Here is a 19,901-nt window from a genome sequence, read left to right as displayed (position 1 = left end):
CCTTTCCTGGGTGCCAGGCACCGTGAACGAACCGTGAACATCCGTTCACGGTTCGTTAATGGTGCCTGGCACCCGCGTTGCCGTTCCTGCCGCCGTCGATGAAGGACAGCCGCAGCTGGCTGGCGGCCAGCCCTCCCAGGCAGGCCAGCAGGAAGACTGGCATGGCCGCAAGGTCCGTCCTGGCCGCAATCCAGCCGAAGAGGGGCGGGAAGAAGGTCACGCCCACATAGGCGAAGGCCATCTGGTAGCCTATGATCTTGGGGGAGTGCTCCCAGCCGAAGAGCCGGGGGGTCTCGTGGATCATCCCCGGAAAGACGGGGGCATACCCGAGGCCCATGAGGACGAAGCTTCCCATGAGGAGGACCGGGGGGAGGGGCAGCAGAAGCGCCGCCGCCCCCAGGATGGCCACGGCCTGCCCCGCCCGGACCAGCCTCCTGCTGGAGACCTGGAAGGTGAGGAAGCCGGTGAGGAACCGGCCCAGCATGATGCCCCCGTAGTAGAAGGAGACCCAGCGGGCGGCCGTCTCCGGGGCCAGGCCCCGGGTCTGGACCAGGAAGCTGCTGCCCCACAGGCCCATGGTGGTTTCCGCCCCGCAGTAGAAGAGGAAGGAGGCCAGGGCGAACTTCACTCCCGGCACCTGGAGGGGGCCTTTGGCCGCCGTCCCCTGGTCCTGGAGGCCGTCCCCAGCCTCCGCAAGCCCCGCGGCTTCCCGCCGCTTATGGTGCAGCTTCTCCATTTTTGCCCAGAGGGGCAGGGACAGGAGCAGGACAAGGACCAGGCCGAACTGGATCAGGGAGGTGGCCCGGTAGCCCATGCGCCAGTTCCCCTCGGACCCCATGGCCGCCGCCATGACCACCGGCCCCAGGGTGGCCCCCACCCCCCAGAAGGAGTGGAGCCAGCTCATGTGGTGGGCCTTGTAGTGGGCGGCCACGTAGCTGTTCAGGGCCGCGTCCACCGCCCCGCCGCCGAAGCCCAGGGGGACGGCCAGGGCCACGACCCAGCCGAAGCCGGGGGCCAGGGAATAGCCCATCAGGGCGCCGGCGGTGAGGATGCAGCTGCCCAGGACCACCTTCCCCGTGCCCAGGAGCTTGGTGGCGTGGCCGCTGACCAGGCTGGAGAGGATGGTCCCCACGGCGATGGTCATGGAAACGGCCCCCGCCGCCTCCAGGGGCAGGCCGAAGCCGGGACGCATCACCGGCCAGGCCACCCCCAGGAGGGAATCCGGCAGCCCCAGGCTGATGAAGGACATGTAGATGATCAGTAGGAAAATGGTTGCCATAGGTCGCACCTCGCTGTTTCTTCAGGATGACCCCAGTGTACAACAAAAAAGGCCGGATGGCAAGGAGGGCAACGGACCGAGGGGACGGTCCATCTTTTTTTCCAGCTAGGCCCGGCCGGCTTCCCCGTCTTCCCCGGCCACCATCACCTGGTTCCGCCCCGCCTGTTTGGCCCGGTAGAGCGCCCGGTCGGCCCGCTCCAGCAAATCCACCGCTGACGGAGCCTCCTCCAGGGCTGCCACCCCAATGGAGACGGAGATATGGATGCACCCGTGGTCGGGCAGCTGGAACCCGTGCTCCTCCACCGCCTTCCGGATGCGTTCCGCCACCAGGGCCGCCTGCTCCAGCCCGCAGTCCACCAGGAGCATGGTGAACTCCTCTCCCCCCTTCCGGAATACGATGTCCCGGCTGCGCCCCATCCTCTTCAGGATGGCGCCCAGTTCCTGGAGCACCAGGTCCCCGCTGGAATGCCCGTACCGGTCGTTGATGTTCTTGAAATAGTCGATGTCGATGTAGAGAAGGGAGACGCCTTTTCCCGACAGGCCACCCGCCGCCAGATGCTTCTTCAGGTTCCTCTCGAACTGCCTGGGGGTCTTCAGACCGGTCAGATGGTCCACCTCCGCCTCTTCCCTGATCCTCTGGATCTTCCGGTTGAAGGCGGCGATGTACTCCGTGAAGAAATGCATGGCCGTGGACATCCCGGCCAGCAGGGCCAGATAGGCCAGCAGGATGTAGGGGCGGTCCGGATGGCCCTCCAGCACGGAATGGATCCCCACCCCTGTGACCAGGCAAACGGAGGCCACCGACAGCAGCCATTTCGTACGCATCCGCAACGAGGTCCTGCCCACCAGGCCGCATGCCACGCCGGCCAGAAGGACCACCCCAAAGGCGACCAAAGAGGCCCTGTTGACCCCGAAATACCCAAGGCGGAAGATGCCGATGACCAAGGCCGTTTCCATGGCGGCGAAGAACGACACGTACAGTGCCATCAGGATCACCGGGATGCACCGGAAATCGATGATCACCTGGTCGGTGATGGGGACGCTCAGGAGCATCAGGATGCAGCCCAGGATTCCGGAAAGGAACCCGTTGCGGACGTTGTTTTTCCAGTTGACCGAAAGATGCTTTTCATGCATCAGCATGTTGGCGAACATGACGATGGACGTGATGGTTGCCATGTTGAAGAGCAAACCCTTTATGATTTGGACCATTTTGCCGATTCTCCCGCCTGTGCAAATCCGTTTGTGGCTTCAATAGTAAATCCTAAGCCAGTCCGGAACGTTTGTCAACAGGAAATGGAACAAGGGGACGGTTCTTCCGTACCAGTCCTGATGGACTGGTACGGAAGAACCGTCCCCTTGTTCCAACCTAGAGCTCCAGCCACTGGTCGGCCAGGACTTCGGCGTCCTCCCGGTTGTGGGTGACGAAGATGGTGGTCATGTTCTTCTTGCGGATGATCTCCTTCAGGTCCCGGCGCATGTCCGCCACCAGGGCGGTGTCCAGGTTGCTGAAGGGCTCGTCCATGAGCAGGAGGGCCGGCTCGGCCCCCAGGGTCCGGGCCAGGGCGGCCCGCTGCTGCTGGCCCCCGGAGAGCTGGTGGGGATACCTTTTCCCCAGCCCTTCCAGCCGGGTGAGCTCCAACAGCTCCTCCGTCCGCTTCCTGTCCTTCCGCTTCATGCCGAAGCCGATGTTCTGCTCCACCGTCAGGAAGGGGAACAGGGCGTAGTCCTGGAAAAGGAAACCGATGTTCCGCTTCTCCACGGGCAGGAAACGCCTTCTGTCCTGGAAGGTCCGCCCTCCCACCTGGATGGTCCCCCCGGCCCTGTCTTCCAGGCCGGCGATGATCCGCAGGAGGGTGCTTTTTCCGCTGCCGCTCTGTCCCAGGACGGCCAGGATCTTCCCCTCCGCAAGCTCCAGGTCGAACCCCTGGAAGAGGGGCTTGTCCATGGTCTTGAACTTGAACTGCAGGTCCTTTATCCTCAATTGCATGCCTCTTGCTCCTTTCCTGATCCGCACGGCTTCCTTGTCGCGCGGCTTCCTTGTCATGGGGTTTCCTTGCCGCAGGTCCTCTTCTCGCTCAGCCGGGCCAGGACCGCCACCCCTCCCAGGCTGACCAGCACGATCAGCAGGGAGGGCACGGAGGCCTCCATGATCCGCTCGTCGTTGGCGTACTCGTAGGCCCGGCTGGCCAGGGTGTTGTAGTTGAAGGGCCGCAGCAGCAGGGTCAGGGGCAGCTCTTTCAGGATGTCGATGAAGGTCAGCAGGAACCCCGCCACCAGGGAGTTCTTCAGCATGGGCAGCTCCACCCCCAGCATGGCCGCCCCCCGGCTCCGTCCCAGGGTCCGGGCCGCATCGTTGTATTTACGGCCGATCCGGGAAAAGGCGGCGTTCACGCTGTTGTAGCCCACGGCCATGTAGCGGACCACGAAGGCGAAGACCAGCATGGCCACGCTGCCGGAAAGGACCAGCTTCCTGGTCTCCGGATCGAAGAACCGGTAGACCGGATGCAGGAAGTTGTCCAGGGAAACGAAGGTGGTGACCACCCCTATGGCGATCACCGCCCCCGGGATGGAGTAGCCCGATTGGGTCAGGCGGCCCAGGACCTGCTTCCCCCGGTCCCCGTACCAGCGCCGGTAGTGGGAGACGGTCACGCCCAGCAGGACCACCAGCCCAGCGGCCAGGCTCCCGAAGAGCAGGGTGTTCCCCACCACGGCCCCCAGGTTCTCCAGCCGCACCTGCCGGTAGGCCAGGACGGACCAGCCCAACATCTGGGCCAGGGGCAACAGGAAGGCCACCGCGAAGAACAGGAAGAGCCCCCCCGTGAGGGCCCAGCCCCGGCCTCCCCCAAGAACCTTGGGGGTGATCCCCCGGGGCTGGGAACCGGACTGGTTGAACCTCCTTTTTCCCCGGAGCACCTCCTCCAGCACCTGGAAAAGCAGGATGAACAGCAGGACATGGAAGGCCAGCCGGATGGCCACCTCCCCGTCCCCCATCCCGAACCAGAGGCTGAAGATGGAGGAGCTGACGGTCCGGATGTTGAAGTATTTCACCACCCCGTAGTCCCCGACGACCTCCATCATGACCAGCATGAGGCTGCCCGCCAGGGGCACCCGGACCAGGGGCAAGACCACCTTGGTGAAGATCCGCAGGGGGCCGCAGCCATGGATCCGGGCCGCGTCGATGTAGCCTCCGGAATGGTTTTCCAGGAAGGCGCGGACGATGCCGTAGACATAGGGGTAAAGGGTGATGGTGTAGATGAAGATTGCCCCCCGGATGTGCATGATGTTGAACCAGCCTGGCTGGACCTCCACCTCCCAGGCCCGGAGGGTCTTCTGGAGGATTCCGGTGTAGCCCAGCATCCCCGTGTAGACGTAGGCCGCGATGTAGGGGGGGATGGTGATGGGGATGTAGAGGAGCCACTTGAGCAGCCCCTTCAGGGGGAAATCGAACATGGTCACCAGGTAGGCCAGGACCACCCCCGCCAGCCCGGTGAAGAGCATGCTTCCCAGGACCAGCAGCAGGGTCCCCTTCACCATGTCCGCCAGCAGGAACTCCTTGAAATGCTCCCAGTTTTCGTTGGGGCCAAACCCCACCCGCTGGAGGATCACCAGCACCGGCAGGTTCAGCAAGAGAATGACCAGGAAGGTCGGCAACAGACCATAGCCGACCTTCCTGTTTTGGTTCAAAGCGTTCATAGACATCTGCCCTTTTCTTGGTTGTGCGGGGTTTCAGGCCGGACCATTCCCGGCAGGGTCATTTCCAGCCGTACCGGTTCAGCAGCTGCACCGCCTCCCTGTTCAGCTCGCCCAGACGGTGCAGGGGCACTCCCTGCTCCTTGAATCCGCCCAGGCCCTGGAGGAATTCGGAGGGTTCCACCCCGGGGACCACCGGATACTCGGCGTTCTCCTCGGCGTACAACTTCTGCACCGCGGGACTGGTCAGGAACTCCAGCAGCTTCTCCGCGTTCCCCTTGTTCCTGGAGGCCTTCACGATGCCCGCGCCGGAGACGTTGATGTGGGTGCCGTCCCCTTCCTGGTCCGGGAAGAACACGCCCACGCTTTCGGCCACCTTCACCTCTTCCGGGTCGGAGGATTTCAGCATCAGCCCCAGGTAGTAGGTGTTCATGATGGCCACGTCTCCCACGCCGGCCACCACGGCCTTGGCCTGGTCCCGGTCCCCGCCCTGGGGGTCCTGGGCCATGTTGGCCACGATGCCCTGGACCCAGGCGCCCGTCTCCTCTTCCCCGTCGAGCTCCAGGAAGGAGGCCACCAGGGTCTGGTTGTAGATGCTGTCCGCCCCGCGGACCAGCACCCGGCCCTTCCATGCAGGGCCGGCCAGCGCGGCGTAGGTGGAAAGTGTTGCGGGGTCCACCCTGTCTTTGGCGTAGACGATGACCCTTGCCCGCTTGGTCAGCCCCGTCCAGTGGTCGTCCGCATCCCGGAGGTTCTCCGGCACCGCGTCCTTCACGGCCTGGCTCCCGAAGGCCTGGAGCACGTCCGCCTCCTTGGCCCGCTGGAGCCTTCCGGCGTCCGCGGTGACGAAGAGGTCGGCTTCCGTGTCGGCCCCTTCCGTCTTCAGCCGCTCGATCAGCTCGTCGGATTTGCCCTTCACCACGTTGACGGTGATGCCGGTCTCCTCCTTGAACTTGGCGTACAGGGCGTCGTCGGTGTCGTAATGCCGGTCGGTGTACAGGTTCACCACGCCGGCGTCGGCCGGGGCCGCGGACTTGCCGGCCTCCACCTGGGAAGTCGGGGTGCTGTTGCCCGCGCATCCAGCCAGGATGCCGGCTGCCAGAAGTGCGGATGCGAGTGCGCGGATCGTCTTGAATCTTATCATGTTGTCCTCCTGATCGATGGGTCTATGTTTGTAGGTTGCTTCTCTCGTTTTGCCCTTCCTGAGACCGGGTCTTTTTGAGATTGATTCTCAATATCAGGTATTTTTGATTATAGGACAGGTTCCGCACTTTGTCAACAGGCAATTCATATAAACAATATGGTTTTTATATGTTATCCATGCTTCCTTCCTTCCGATTGGAGGGAAGATGCCCGGATGATGCCCAGGGACGGTTCTTCCGCATCGTTTACGGGCCTGGGTGGTCCAAAAGAACCGCCCCCTCCGAGAAAAGCGGCTCCGCCTCGTTTGCGAAGCAATTTCTCATGGAAGGAAAGTCTCCGCGACGGGGATGCGGATGCTCCACCTGCATCCCCTCGTTGAGGACTTTCCTATAATAGGACAAAAAAACACCGGAGGGCGCCTGTTCAGGCGTCTTCCGGTGTTTCCAGCATTTGATCCGTTTGCTCCTTCCCCTGCATTCCCTCCGTTCCCCCTTTTTTCAGGAGTCCGGCCAGGAAGTAGAAGACGGGCAGCACCCCGATGGTGCCGATGTTGAAGGTGGCCTGGAGGAGGTAGCCTCCCGCACCCGCCAGGGCCCCCCACTGGACGGGGTCCAGCCGGTCCTTCCGCCGGATGGCCCCCAGCACCAGCCTTCCTGCAAACCACAGGTAGAGCAGCAGCCCGGGCAGCCCCAGGGTGGCCGCATACTCCAGGTACTCGCTGTGGGCCTTGTCCAGGATGGCCACCACCCCGCCCCCGAAGTAGGTCTCATTGTCCTCCTCGGAGACCTGGATGTGGTGGGCCAGGTTGTCCGGTCCCGTCCCGAAGACCGGGTTCGCAAGGAACACCTCCAGACTCCGCTGGTAGATGTAGAGCCGGGAGGTCCCCAACTGGGCCACATCCCCTGCCTGGGCCATCTCCACCTGGTCCAGGGCGTTGTCGATCCGGCTCCCCAGCCGGCCGGCCCCCGCCCAGTCCAACAGCACCGCCACCAGCAGGAAACTGCCCAGCAGGGCCAGGAACCCCTTGCGGATCCGCCTCCACTCCCCCCGCAGGAGGAAGAGCATCACCGGCAGGGCGGCGGCGAACCCCAGCCAGGCCCCCCGGGTCTGGGACACCAGCAGCCCCGCGAACAGCAGCACCGTCAGCAGGAAATGCCTTTTCGAACCGCTTCTGTCCTGGAGATGGCGGAACATGGCCGCCAGGGCCAGCATGCACAGGTAGCTGCCCAGGAAGTTCCGGTTCCCGATGGGAGATCCCACCTTGAAGTCCGTGCCCCCCACGGTGACCTCCAGGGGCGGCGCCCCCAGGTAGACCGCCACCACCACCAGGGCGGTGACGGCCCCCGCCAGGAAAGCGGCGTCCAGCAGCCGTCCCCGGGCCGCCGCCCCTCTCCCGTGGTGGGCCGCAAAGGTGAAGACCCCCAGGTACAGCAGATGGGTGAAGGCCCCCTGCCACCGCCAGGGCCATCCGAAGAGGCCGGTCAGCCGGTGCTCCGACAGCAGGGCGGTCAGGAAGGTCCAGCCCACGAAGGCCAGCAGGACCCCGTCCACCAGGGGCCACTTGCCCGTGGCCGTCTGCTCCCTGTAGGCGCTGTAGACCAGCAGGGCCACCAGCACCCCCAAGAGCAGGACCTTCCCCCCGTAGTGCAGCTCCATATCCACATAGAGGGTGTTCCTAAAGTCCAGTACCGTCATGGTGGGGAACAGGAACAGGGGCACCAGGCCCACCACCAGGGCCAGAAGCGTCTTCCCCTGGAACAGCTTGTCCAGAAGCGTCTTCCCCCTCAGCATAGGGCCTGCTCCAGGTCGGCGATCAGGTCCTCCACCGCCTCGATCCCCACGGATAGGCGCAGTAGGGTGTCCGTCACCCCGATCCGGTTCCGGATCCCCTCGGGGATGGCCGCATGGGTCTGGACCACCGGGTAGGTGATCAGGCTCTCCACCCCGCCCAGGCTCTCCGCGAAAATGATGGTCTCCACCCGTTCCAGGACCTGGGCCACCAGCCCCACCTCCTTCACGTTGAAGGAGATCATTGCCCCGAACCCGGAGGCCTGGGCCTTCATGACCTGGTGCCCCTCATGCTCGGGGAGCCCCACATAGTTGACCTTTTCCACCTTGGGATGGGTCGACAGCCAGCGGGCGATCTTGAGGGCGTTCTCCTGCTGCTTCTCCAGCCGGATGGCCAGGGTCTTGATGCCCCGGAGGAGGAGCCAGCAGTCGAAGGGGGCCAGGACGGCGCCCTCGGACTTCTGGAGGAGGGCCAGCCGCTCGGCCAGTTCCGGGTCGTCCACCACCAGCAGCCCCGCCAGGGTGTCGTTGTGGCCCCCCAGGTACTTGCTGCCGCTGTGGACCACCATGTGGGCCCCCAGCTCCAGGGGCCTCTGGAAGTAGGGGGTCAGGAAGGTGTTGTCCACGATCAGCCACAGGCCAGCCCTTTCCGCCAGGGCGCCCATCCACCCCAGGTCCGCCACCTTCATCATGGGGTTGGAGGGGGTCTCCACGAAAATGGCCTTGGTGTTCCCCCTGCAGGCCGCCTCCACCTCCTTCGGGTTCCGGGGGTCCACATAGGTGAACTCCAGGCCGTAGCGCCGGTAGACCTCCTCGCAGATCCGGTAGGTCCCCCCGTAGAGGTCGTCGGTGATGACGATGTGGTCCCCGGGCCGGAAGAGGGCCAGCACCGTGGAGATGGCCGCCATGCCGCTTGCGAAGGCGAAGCCGAAGCGCCCCCCCTCCAGCTTGGCGATGGTCCTCTCCAGCTCCTCCCGGGTGGGGTTCTGGAGCCGGGAATAGTCGTAGCCCGTGGTTTGGTGCAGACCGGGGTGGCGGAAGGTGGCGCTCTGATAGATGGGGAAACTGACCGCTCCTGTGGTAGGATCATACCCTTGGGCCCCGTGGACCACCTCCGTGCAGATGCTAAGCTTTCTCTCTTTTCCCATGTCGTTCATACCCGTCCTTTTGCTATAGTTTATAATTCATATATGCTTTATATAGTACCAGCCCCGCCCTTTCCTGTCAACGGGTTGTTGTCGGCGGGTTCCTGTCGGCGGGTTGTCCACCGCCTCCCCAGCGTACCAGCTCCACCCCGTTCAAGGCCATGGTGTAGAGGGCCATGGCGTGGCAGAGGTCCCCCTGGTGCAGGCCCAGGTCGAAGGTGTCCACCAGGTCCACCGGCACCAGGATCCTGGAAGGGCGTCCCAGGCGGTTGAACCAGGTCTTCAGGGGGATGGCCAGCTGCTGGATGCAGATGTCCGTGCAGACCCCCGTCACCAGGAAGGTGTCCACCTCCGGATGTCCCTCCAGCCACTCCTGGAAAAGGGGCTCCAGCAGGCAGTCGGTGCTGTTCTTGGGGACCAGCAGGTAGCCGCCGATGGCCTTCAGCTCCTCCACCACCTCCCCTTCCGGGGTCCCCGCCACGCAGTGGGGGGGATAGGCGGAGAACTGCAGTGCCCCTTGTCCGTGGGCGTCTGCGAAGGCGACCTTGGAAATGCCCCGGCTGGTGCACCAGGCGGAAAGGCCGGCGATCCCCGGGATCAGGGCCTCCGCACGGGGGCTCTGCAGGGCCCCTTCCCGGGTGAAGCCGTTCAGCATGTCCACCATGCACAGGCAGGTCCGGGCGGGGTCCAGGGTGTCGGGGTCCAGGGCCGGGACCTTCCCCTGCTCCTCCAGGATGGCCGCAAGGGCCGGCAACAGGGCTTCGGCCTTCCGTTTTGCCGGGGCCTTGGGGGCGGCCTTTTTGGCGGTGAGCACCAGGGCGAAGGATTCCATGGGGTCGTAGGGGGCCTTCCCGAAGCCGCCGTAGGCCCGGATGTCGGAGAATCCCGCCTTTTCCAGGAGGCCGCCCAGCTCCGCCGAAGTGACGGGATGCAGGGGCACCTCGTTCTCCAGGGTCCGTCCCTCCACCTGGAGGACCGTCCTGAAGGCGATCTTGTGGGCCTTGCGGTCGTAGCGGTAGTATCGGTCGAAGGATAGGTCCGCCGCCACGTTTAGGATGGGGGGCAAGCTTTGCACGTCCTTTTCCAGCACCCGGTCGTAGTTCACCACCTGCAGCAGGATCCTTCCCCCGGGGGCCAGGACGGCGGCGCAGCCCTCCAGGAACCGGCCGATCTCCTTTTCGTCCTCCAGGTGCACCAGGGAATTCCCGATGCAGTAGACGAAGTCGAAGGTCCGGTCCAGGCGGGGGATGTCCAGCATGTCCAGCACCCGGGCGTCGATCCGGGGAGCCTTCCTTAGGAGGCCTTCCACCATCTGGGGGCTCAGGTCGATGGCGGTCACCTGGTGTCCGGCTCCCGCCAGCTCCAGGGCGTAGCCGCCGGTGCCGCAGGCCACGTCCAGCACCCGGGCCGGAGGCTCTCCCGCCGTCTCCAGCAGCAGGGCCACCTGGTCGGCTCCCACCGGAAAAATGGCGTCATAGTATTTTGCGATCTCTTCGTAGAATTTGGACATGGGTGGACCTCCTTTTGCATGTTCTTTTTTTTCAGCTCCCGTCCTTTGGCTCCAGTCCTTTGGCACCTTTCCCCATCCGGTTCACCGCTGGTCCATCGCTGGTTCACCGCTGGTTCACCATGCGGCGTTGACGGGTTTCTGCAGCTTCTGGCCGGCCTTCTGGTAGGCCTGCTTCTCGAAGGCATAATCCGTCTTGGGGTCCAGGTAGAACATGCCCTGCTGGAGCAGATACTCCCTGGCGGTGGGGAAACGCCCCACCAGGCTGAAGTGGGTGAACTTCTTGTTCCCGTTGTGGAAGTACATGTTCTCGAAGTCCAGGCTGCGGATGTTCTCCCCTTCCGGATACAGGCGCATCCTGCCTCCGTCATAGGGGTTCAGATGGACGGTGAGGACCCGAACCTCCCCGGCCAGGAGCCGGGGGACCTTGACCCCGACCTGGGGGTTGAAGACATCGTAGACCGCCTTGTCCCCCTGGGTGTAGCGGACCGTTCCGCCGTTCAGACCGTACAGGAAGTGGTTGCTGTACTGGGTCGCTACGGTGGTTCCCGCCGCCGAATGGACCGAATAGTTGGTGTCCACCGAAAGATGCAGCCCGGTCTGTCCGCTGGCGATGTTATGGTTGTCCATCTCGAAGGTGGTGTGCAGGTTGAAGGTCCCCGGTATGGAAGGCACCCCCGTGGGGTTGGAAATCCGGACCCGAAGGCTTGCGGGCCTGTACAGATGGTCGGGATCCAGCTTCAGGAAGGGCGCATCCACGGGGTTCCTGTCCGCATGGCTGGTGGCCCGGACCATCTGCTCCCCGATCTCTTGGGCCACGTCCTCCACCAGGTCCTTGCTCCATTCTGTGACGGGAACCCCCGCCTCCGTCAGGGCCACCTCCGCCAGGTAGTCCAGGCTCATGTCCGTCAGCTGGTCGAAGTTGGGCAGGGTGGGCGGGACCCCCAGGGTCATGAGCCCGTAGTTCACCAGCCCCTCCAGGGCGGTCCGAAAAGGGCCCTTCAGGCTCTCCACGGGACAGAGGGCCACCACATGGGCCACCAGTCCGGTCTTCAGGTCGGCGTAGGCCTTGGAGACCTGGTTCGCCAGCTCCTTGGTGACCTGGAACAGGTCCTCGAAGAATCCCACCACGCCCTCGTAGAGCTGCTCGTACCAGGCCTTCTGCTCCTCCTTCGGCGGCGGGAAGTAGACCTTGGCCCCCACCGGCAGCACCTTGGGGATCTCCTTGCTCTCGTATTCCTGTGCCGAACGGATCCCCCTGGAGGCATAGTAGGCCTCGTGGAGGATGTAGGGATAGAGGACATAGCCGTCCTGGTTCTTCCACTTGTTCAGGATCTGATGGGCCGTGGGGGCCTGGAATACATAATAATGGTGCAGATAGTCGGTCGCCTGCCACCGCACCGGGGTGTAGTCCACAATCTCCAGGTCCGGCAGGGAGTGCTTCAGCACCTCCACCTTCGTGTAGGGGGAGTCGCTGTACCAGGTGACGGGCGGGTTCCATCCGTAGTCTATGGTGACGGGGCTGGAGTGCAGGACCTCCCAGGTGCCCGGCTCCAGGCCGGCTTTGAGGGCCACCCCCCGGAGATGGTACCGGATGTGCTTGCCCTCCTCCATGGCGCTTGCCGGTTTGGCGAAGGAGGTGAAATCCACCAGCAGGCTGTTGGGATAGGCCGTCGCCAAACTCGGCACCGGCAGGTCGTGGAGCTCCTCATGGACCAGGTTGGGGGTGTCCGGCCATCCGCCGCCCTGGGACGGGAAAGGCTGGGTCGACACCTGTATCCCTATTTTCACCAGGCCGGTTCCCAGCGTGCCGTCCAGACCGTTCAGATGGAAGATCCGGCGCTCGCTGGAACGGGGGTCGACCCCCACCACGGGCCTGTAGGTGGGCAGGTCCATGTTCTCCCCGGAGAATTTCCCCTGGGGGCTTAAGGGGGTCCAGACCTGGAAGGAGGCGGCCACCGGTTTGGTTGGATCCGGCTCCGCCGTCCGGATGCCGCAGAGGACGGCCATGCCTGTCCCCGGTTCCCCCACGGGATTGCCGAAGCCGTCCACAGGCACCGCGCGCACATAATAGGGCGTCCGGTCCTGGGGGATGGGCTTGTAGGCGGAGGCCAGGACGAAGCTCCCGGTGCCCAGGTTGGCGAAGTCGATCTGGAACTCCCCGGCGGTTGCGGCGACCTCCCCCCTGCCCTTCAGGCCTGTGGGGGTCTTCCATCCCAGGACGCCTCCGGCAAAGGGTGCGGTGGCCACCTGCCAGACCACATTCTTGGCGTCTGCACCCGGGGCCAGGACATAGGAGAACCAGTGCCTGCTGGAGATGTCCTTGTCCACGAAGGCGCCGAAATCCGCATCCGTGTAACGGGCCCCCCCCAGAACGATGGGGAAGGCGGGGATCAGGTTGACGCTTGTCTGGAGCTGGTCCAGGAGGCTGGCCGTGGGTCTGGCCAGGGGCTTGGCGGTTCCCGTGGAGGCGTAGAGCTTCAGCTTCTCGTCGAACCTGGGAAAAACGGGCCCGCTGCCGTCCAGGGCCCTATACCTTCCCAGGGCGGCCAAGCCCAGGAGGGGCGGCTTCTGGAGCTGGACGGTGCCTTCGACGACGCCTTTACGGTCGGGCTTGGCGTATTGGACATAGGTCCGCTTCAGGAGGACGATTGCCTGCTCCCGGGTGGTGTTCTCCAGGGGGCCGATCCGGTTGTTGCCCACGCCCTTCATGATCTGGTTCCTGTAGGCGAAGCGCATCTCCGTCAGGGCCCAGGCCGCGATGCTCCCCTGGTCCGCGAAGGGGAAGTCCCCGGAGGTGTCCTTGTCCAGTCCGGCGATGGAGACGTCCAGGGCGCGGTAGATCATCACGCAGATTTCCTGCCGGGTGATCTGCCGCTGGGGGGCGAAGGTGGTGGCGTCAAGCCCCTTCACGATGCCCAGGTTGTAGGCCTTTAGGACCTCCGGATTGCTGGTGTCCTGGAAGGTGTTGGCCCCGGGGACCGCCTTTTTCCCGGTGATCCCCTCATACAGCTTCACCGCCAGGATGCTGAACTCCTCCCGGGTGATGGGCTGGCGGAACCGGTTCATGACTGCCGGGACGGTCAGCCCGTAGCCGTGGGCCTCGAACAGCTCCACCTCCGCCCAGGCGCTCTGGGTGCCGTCCAGCACCAGGGGCGGATCCGCGGCCTTCACGGTCGAAGCCGGTCCGAATGCTGTTCCTGGGGCGGTTCCGGATACCGCCAATGTCCACGCCAGCAGAAGGGCAAACAAACGTACAAATCGTCCTTGCATGGGAACACCTCCTAATTGTGTTGGAATTGATTGGTGCCAGGCACTGTGAACGCTGTTCACAGTGCCTGGCACCATCTACCGTTTCAGCAGCTCCAGGGCCTTCCCCTCCTCCAGGGGCCTGCTGAACAGGTATCCCTGGAGGACGTCGCAACGGCAGGCCTTCAGATATTCCTTCTGGGACTCCTCCTCCACCCCTTCCGCCACCGTGGTGAACCCCAGGCGGTGGGAGAGGCGGATGATGTCCCCGGCGATGGCCTCCTCCGGGTCACCCACCAGCAGCCGGTCGATGAAATGCTTGTCGATCTTGACGGTGTCGATGTGCAGCTCCTTGATCCGGGCGAAGGAGGAATACCCCGTCCCGAAATCATCCAGGGCCACCTTGATGCCTGCCTTCCTCAGCTTCTCCAGCTTCTCGTTGATGATCTCGTAATTGTCCACGAACATGGACTCCGTGATTTCCAGCTCCAGGTCCCGGGGCCGGATTCCCGTCTCCCGGACCGTCTCCATGACCGAATCGAAGAAATCCTCCCGGAGCAGCTGGATGGCGGAGACGTTCACCGCCATCCGCAGCTCCCCGTGCCCTTCGTCCGCCAGCCGCTTCTGGAACCTGCAGGCCATCCCCAGGATCAGCTGCCCCAGGGGGGCGATCAGGTGCCGCTTCTCCGCGATGTCGATGAACTCCATGGGCGGCACTGTCCCCAGCCGGGGGCATTCCATCCTGGCCAGGGCCTCGAAGCCGATGACCTTCTCCGCCTTCAGGTCCAGCTGGGGCTGGTAGTGCAGGAACACCGTCTCCTGTCCCGCCCTCTTCACCGCCTTCTCCAGCTCGCTTTCGATGATCCGGGCCCGCACCAGCCCATGCTCCATCACCATGTCGAAGAAGCAGTGGTTGCTCCCCTGGCTGTCCTTCACATGGTCCACGGCGATGGCCACGTCCTTGAACACCTGGTCCGTGTCCCTATGATCCCCGGTAAGCTCCAGGATCCCGATCTGGGCCAGGACATACTTGTTGGCGTCGGTGACCCGGTAGGGGGACCGGAACACCTGGTTGATTTCGCCGCAGATCCGGACCAGGTCTTCCTGGCTTTCGTACCCTTCCACATACAGCAGGAACCGCCCTCCGGAAAAACGGAACAGCTCCCCTTCCCCGTACAGCGCGTCCCTAAGCTTCCCGGCCAGCTCCTCCAGGACCTGGTCCCCCACCTGGTAGCCGAAGGTCATGTTCAGGACCTTGAAGCTGCTGCAGCTGACCAGCATCACCGCCTTCTTCCGGTCTCCGGGGCTCTGGAGCTTCCCCTCCAGGAAGCCCGTAAGCTGCTCCTTGTTGGGCAGCCCCGTCAGGGGATCGTAGAAGGCCAGCCGGTACAGCCTCCGGTTCTTCTGCTGGGCCGCGGCGATGGTTGCCGTGGTCCCCAGGAATACGCCCCCCAGGACCAGGAACGCCAGGAGGTTCCCGTTCCGGATGATCCTCTCGGTCTCCTCCATGGATTGGAGGACCGCCAGGGTCCCCAGCCTCTTCCCCTCCACCCGGATGGGCAGGAGGACCTGGTAGACCTTTTCCCCGGAATGCCAGGCGACCTCGTTATGGGCCTGGCCCGCCGACACTGCGGCCCTGGCTCCGGGGCTCAGCCCCTCCTCCCAGTGGGGCTCCCCATGGCCGCTGGCCGTGATGTTCCCTTGGTTGTCGATGAAATAGAGGTGGTCCACCGGTGCGTCCTGGAAAAGCGTGGACACCAGCTCTTCCACCTCGAACCGTTTCCGGAAGTCGTTGATCTTCTCCGCCAGGACCCCGATCTGGACGAAATCCCCCTCCGGGGCCCGGAAATATCCGTACTTGTAGTAGACCCCGGACACCGTGTCCTGGCGGATGGCCTCCACCAGGCCCGACTGGCCGCCGTTCATGAAGTCGTGGACCGGATGGCCCTCCTCCGCCTTCCAACCGATGAACTTCCCGGTGCTGGAGTGGAGGACCTCCCCCTGGGCGTTGTATAGGTAGATCTCGTCCACCCCCAGCTCCAGGACGTATGCCGCCAGGTCCTGGTCGTCCAGGGCCTCATGCTGGTTGATGACCGCCCGGCTGGCGGCCAGGATCTTCTCCTCCAGCAGGTTGTTGATGATCTCATGGGCCTCCACCCCCGTGGTCAGGCTGAAAGCGTAGCTCCCCGCCAGCCATCTGGCCTCCTCGGTCATCTGCCTGTGGAAATGTTCCCGGATGTTTCCCGTCAGGATGATTCCCATCGCCAAAAAAAGTGCCGAAATCCCCAGTATGGATGCCAGCAGGGACTTGAATCCGATGGGCTTGATGATCTTCCTATGCTCCAATGTGCGCTCCCCCTCGTCTCTCATAAGCCTGTTCCACCCATGGTATCATGTGAGGCGGACGCACGTCAACGGAAAAACCCTTTTTACCGGGGGTAGAGGACCGTCTCCACCTTGCCCTTCACGCTTCCGTACCCCACACGGACCTCGTTCTCCTCCTGGTCGTAGGACCAGGTGAAGGGGACATGCCCCAGCTTGGGCCGGGGGAATTCGCCTCCGAAGGCCTTGGCCACCAGCGCCTCGTTCTCCTCGTTGTGGGGGAAGTTCCCCTGGTTGATCATGTTCCCCCGGACCGTCCTGGCCAGGGTGGCGGCCGTCTGCCGGTCCAGGAAGCCCTTGGCCGATTCCACGGCCTGGGGCAGCCGGGGCGTCAGGACCGCCAGCAGGACCGCCAGCCCCATCATCAGCACCGCGAACCTGACCACCGTGATCCCTTTCGCTCTCCCTCTTGTCCTCTCTCTATCCACTCTGCGGATCCTCCTCTATGGGTATTGGAAGGACAGCACTACCTTTTCGTTACGCTGAAGATCGTGCCGGCCCCGTCGTTCAGGCTTCCCAGGGTTGCCACCGCCTCCACGGCGTAGGTCCCGACGGGCGCCTTGTTGGGGACCCGGTGGCTGAATGCCGCCCTGCCGTCCCCTCCGGTGGCGCCTGCGAATTCCGCTACGACCTTGCCTGCCGGGTCCTTCACCCTGACCGATACCCCGGCGCCTTCCACCGGAGCCCCGTCCTGGGAGGCTACCGCGACGGTGATGCCCACCCAGCTGTTGTAGATGTAGGAGGTCCGGTCCGTTGCGACGGTGGCCTGGATTGCCGTCACCGCCTTGGCCTCCTTGAAGGTCGCATGGATGGTGTGGTCCGCCGCCACATTGGCGAAGGTGTAGATGCCGACCGCTCCCACGGAACTTCCGTCCACCAGGACGTCTGCGACCGCATGGCCGGCATCCGGAGCGATTCCGAACGTCTGGCTGCCTCCTTCAAGGACGGAAACCGTTCCGGAGGGGCTGATGCCGCCGCCTGGGCCTGCCGTTGCCATGATGTCGTACCGCACTTCCGGTTCCGGGTCAGGGGCGGGTTCCCCGACCGCCGCAACCGCCAGGTCCGCACGGACCAGCCCGGCTCCCTGCTGGGTTGCGGGCAGGCCCAGGTTCCAGGCCGTCTGCCCCAGGATGTCCCGGACCCCATCCGGGGTCAGGCCGGGACCGGCACCCAGCAGCTGGGCGGCCACGCCGGCCACATGGGGGGAGGCCATGGAGGTTCCGCTCATGGTGGCGTAGTATCCGTTCAGGTAGGTGCTGTAGATGGTGGATCCCGGCGCCATGATCTCAACGTCGGGACCGGTGCTGGAGTAGCTCGCCCGGGTGTCCGCGGATGTGGAGGCCGCCACCGCCACCACGGAAGGGTACCGGGCGGGATAGCCCACATTGTCTCCGGTGCCGGAGACCTTGCCCGCGTTCCCGGCGGCCGCGATGTGGAGCACCCCGGCGGCATAGGCGTTCTGGAAGGCGTTCCTTACCTGGGTTCCCGGATCCCCGGAGCTTCCGTAACTGTTGTTGGTCACCTGGATGCCGTTGGCGATGCACCAGTCCAGGGCGGCGATGATGTCGCTGAAGGATCCGGAGCCTCCCTCAAGGACCTTCAGGGCGTAGAGCTCCACTCCGGGAGCCGCTCCGGCCACGCCGATTCCGTTCCTTGCGGCTGCGACCGTTCCCGCCACATGGGTGCCGTGGCCGTCCGCATCCAACGGACCATAGAAGTCGTTGGGGAATGCGGGATCGTCCGGGCTGTTGACGAAGTCGTATCCGCCCTTGTAGATGCCGGTGAATTCCGGATGCCGGTAGTCGATGCCCGAGTCGACCACCGCCACCTTGACGGCAGCGCCAAAAGCGCCCGCCCCGTGGGCGGCCCCTTCCCCGATCCGCACCATGCCCCAGGTCCGTTCCAGTTCGGCCTGCAGGTCTTCCTCATAATTGCCGATGGCGTATGCCCGGATGTCCGGTTCAACGAGAGCCACCAGGGGATTTCGGGCCAGGCCGGGAAGGGCCTGCAGGGGCACTTCCGCAGCGATGGATGGAATCAGTTCGTAGGTATGCCGGACGGTGCCTCCAAAGGCCCGGACCAGGGCCTCCTCCGCGGCACCCGGCCGGCCGGTGAAGCCGATCAGGACCCGCACCTTGGCTCCTGTGGCCTCCGCTGTTGCCTCCGCTGCGGACGACGGGAGGACGGATCCCCCCGCCGCCAGCGCAACCACAAGAAACATTGCCAGAAACGCTGCCAAAACCCCACGGAATGTCTTGTTGCCGTCTTTTCTCTTACGCATAATCCAGCACCACCTTTCTCCTCTGTCATGACAACTCCATTATACCACTCCGACACTGGACGGACAAGGAAATGGTCCGAGGGGTTCCACATGCAACGAAAGAGAATCCGAACCCTGGTCCAAGCCGTTTTTTTCGCGGTGGTGGCCCTGATTGCGGTCAACCACACCCTGGCGGAGTCGGGAAACGCGCTTCCCTTCATTTCCACCGCCTCCCTCCACGCCCTGTGTCCCTTCGGAGGGGTGGTCTCCGTCTACAGCCTGCTGACGGCGGGGACCTTCGTCCAGAAGATCCACGCCTCCTCCCTGGTGATGACGGCCGCCATCTGGGTGACCGCCCTCCTTCTGGGCCCCCTCTTCTGCGGCTGGGTCTGTCCCCTGGGCAGCTTCCAGGAGGCCCTGGGCAAGCTGGGCAGGAAGGTCTTCGGAAAAAGCCACAACCGTTTCGCCTTCATCGGAACCCGTCCGGAGCGGGCCTTGCGACTGTTCTGCTACGTGGTCCTGGTCTGGGTGGTCTATGTCACCGCCAAGTCCGGCACCCTTCTGTTCGCAAACCTCGATCCCTACAACGCCCTCTTCCGCTTCTGGAGCGGCGAGGTGGCTTTGCCCGCCTTCGTGGCCTTGGGTGCCACCGCCTTGGGCTCGCTTTTTTTGGAGCGTCCCTGGTGCAAGTATTTCTGTCCCTACGGGGCCCTCCTGGGTATCACCAACCGGGTCAGCCCCTTCCGGATCCGGCGCAATCCGTCCACCTGCATCGAATGCGGCAAATGCGACCGGTCCTGTCCCATGAACCTGGAGGTCCAGGCCCGGGAGACCGTCCGGGACAACCAGTGCATACGCTGCATGGAATGCACTTCCGACAGCGCCTGTCCGGTTCCGGATACGTTTCGCTGGAAGCGGGAAGGAGGGGGAATGATGCGGACCCTCCCCTTGCAGGTGGCCCTTGCCATCCTTCTTCTCATCACAGGCACCCTCTCCGGCGCCAAGGCCGCCGGCCTCTGGATCACCGAATCCACCAAAATCCCCGGCCGCATCACCGAGGGTGCGGCGGCCGGGGAATACGACCCCGTGGACATCCGGGGCTCCTACACCTTCGGGGAAATCGCCGACCTGTTCCAGGTGGAGCTCCCCGTATGGGTGTCCGGGGAGGCCAACGACAATGCGGAGCCGACCGGGGAGGCGCCGCTCCATGCCGTCACCGGCAAAACCACCTTCCGGGACCTCCTGTCCTGGGGGGTGGAGGAAGAGGCCCTGAAGACCCTCCCGGGAACGGAGGCGTTTGATCCCGGAACCAGTGTCCGGGACCACTGCGAACGGAACGGTCTGGAATTTTCCTCCATCAAGGCGGAACTGGAAGGGCTGATTCCGTGAAGATCCCGTGCAGCATGCATGTTGCGGTTGATGACGGAACGAGGGGAAGGCCCCTCCGGATCGCGATGG

13 protein-coding genes are annotated in these 19,901 nt (G+C 64.3%); 1 reads left to right on the top strand and 12 read right to left on the bottom strand.

Annotation, left to right across the window (positions count from 1 at the left end; genetic code table 11):
* Positions 1-55: 55 nt before the first annotated feature.
* From GXN74_RS05940 to GXN74_RS05885, 12 genes are all read right to left on the bottom strand, one after another.
* Positions 56-1,279 (bottom strand): MFS transporter, encoded by a 1,224-nt coding sequence (locus GXN74_RS05940; RefSeq protein WP_162370002.1) that lies wholly within the window; start codon positions 1,277-1,279, stop codon positions 56-58.
* 105 nt (positions 1,280-1,384) lie between these two features.
* Positions 1,385-2,488, bottom strand: coding sequence for a diguanylate cyclase (locus GXN74_RS05935; protein ID WP_162370001.1), 1,104 nt, complete (start codon positions 2,486-2,488; stop codon positions 1,385-1,387).
* A 157-nt stretch (positions 2,489-2,645) separates the two neighbouring features.
* On the bottom strand, positions 2,646-3,266 hold the full coding sequence (locus GXN74_RS05930; RefSeq protein WP_162370000.1) for an ABC transporter ATP-binding protein: 621 nt from the start codon (positions 3,264-3,266) through the stop codon (positions 2,646-2,648).
* A 53-nt stretch (positions 3,267-3,319) separates the two neighbouring features.
* The gene (locus GXN74_RS05925) at positions 3,320-4,972 is read right to left on the bottom strand and encodes an ABC transporter permease (RefSeq protein ID WP_162369999.1); all 1,653 of its coding nucleotides are present in this window, start codon (positions 4,970-4,972) and stop codon (positions 3,320-3,322) included.
* Between the two features lie 58 nt (positions 4,973-5,030).
* Positions 5,031-6,113 (bottom strand): Fe(3+) ABC transporter substrate-binding protein, encoded by a 1,083-nt coding sequence (locus tag GXN74_RS05920; RefSeq protein ID WP_162369998.1) that lies wholly within the window; start codon positions 6,111-6,113, stop codon positions 5,031-5,033.
* 422 nt (positions 6,114-6,535) lie between these two features.
* Entirely contained in the window at positions 6,536-7,903 is a 1,368-nt protein-coding gene (locus GXN74_RS05915) for an O-antigen ligase family protein (protein WP_162369997.1), read from the bottom strand.
* Positions 7,897-9,048 carry a trans-sulfuration enzyme family protein gene (locus GXN74_RS05910; RefSeq protein WP_162369996.1) on the bottom strand — a complete coding sequence of 384 codons (1,152 nt, stop codon included), beginning with the start codon at positions 9,046-9,048 and terminating at the stop codon, positions 7,897-7,899. Before GXN74_RS05910 ends, GXN74_RS05915 begins: the two co-directional genes overlap by 7 nt.
* A 76-nt stretch (positions 9,049-9,124) precedes the next feature.
* The gene (locus tag GXN74_RS05905) at positions 9,125-10,555 is read right to left on the bottom strand and encodes an isochorismatase family protein (protein WP_162369995.1); all 1,431 of its coding nucleotides are present in this window, start codon (positions 10,553-10,555) and stop codon (positions 9,125-9,127) included.
* 114 nt (positions 10,556-10,669) lie between these two features.
* Positions 10,670-13,825, bottom strand: coding sequence for an S-layer homology domain-containing protein (locus GXN74_RS05900; protein WP_162369994.1), 3,156 nt, complete (start codon positions 13,823-13,825; stop codon positions 10,670-10,672).
* Between the two features lie 75 nt (positions 13,826-13,900).
* A complete protein-coding gene (locus GXN74_RS05895; RefSeq protein WP_162369993.1) occupies positions 13,901-16,171 on the bottom strand; it encodes a putative bifunctional diguanylate cyclase/phosphodiesterase in 2,271 nt (756 codons plus the stop codon).
* Positions 16,172-16,230: 59 nt separating this feature from the next.
* On the bottom strand, positions 16,231-16,611 hold the full coding sequence (locus GXN74_RS05890) for a hypothetical protein (RefSeq protein WP_162369992.1): 381 nt from the start codon (positions 16,609-16,611) through the stop codon (positions 16,231-16,233).
* A gap of 38 nt (positions 16,612-16,649) precedes the next feature.
* On the bottom strand, positions 16,650-18,464 hold the full coding sequence (locus tag GXN74_RS05885; RefSeq protein ID WP_162369991.1) for a S8 family serine peptidase: 1,815 nt from the start codon (positions 18,462-18,464) through the stop codon (positions 16,650-16,652).
* A gap of 90 nt (positions 18,465-18,554) precedes the next feature.
* Here GXN74_RS05885 and GXN74_RS05880 point away from each other — a divergent pair, with 90 nt between their 5' ends.
* Positions 18,555-19,832 carry a 4Fe-4S binding protein gene (locus GXN74_RS05880; RefSeq protein ID WP_162369990.1) on the top strand — a complete coding sequence of 426 codons (1,278 nt, stop codon included), beginning with the start codon at positions 18,555-18,557 and terminating at the stop codon, positions 19,830-19,832.
* The last annotated feature ends 69 nt before the right edge of the window (positions 19,833-19,901 follow it).

The sequence above is a fragment of the Anaerotalea alkaliphila genome (assembly GCF_010179735.1).
In the GTDB taxonomy this organism is placed as follows: Bacteria; Bacillota; Clostridia; order Lachnospirales; family Vallitaleaceae; genus Anaerotalea; species Anaerotalea alkaliphila.
The sequence above is the reverse complement of the archived record's forward strand: the minus strand, read 5'-3'. Positions and strand labels throughout refer to the sequence as shown.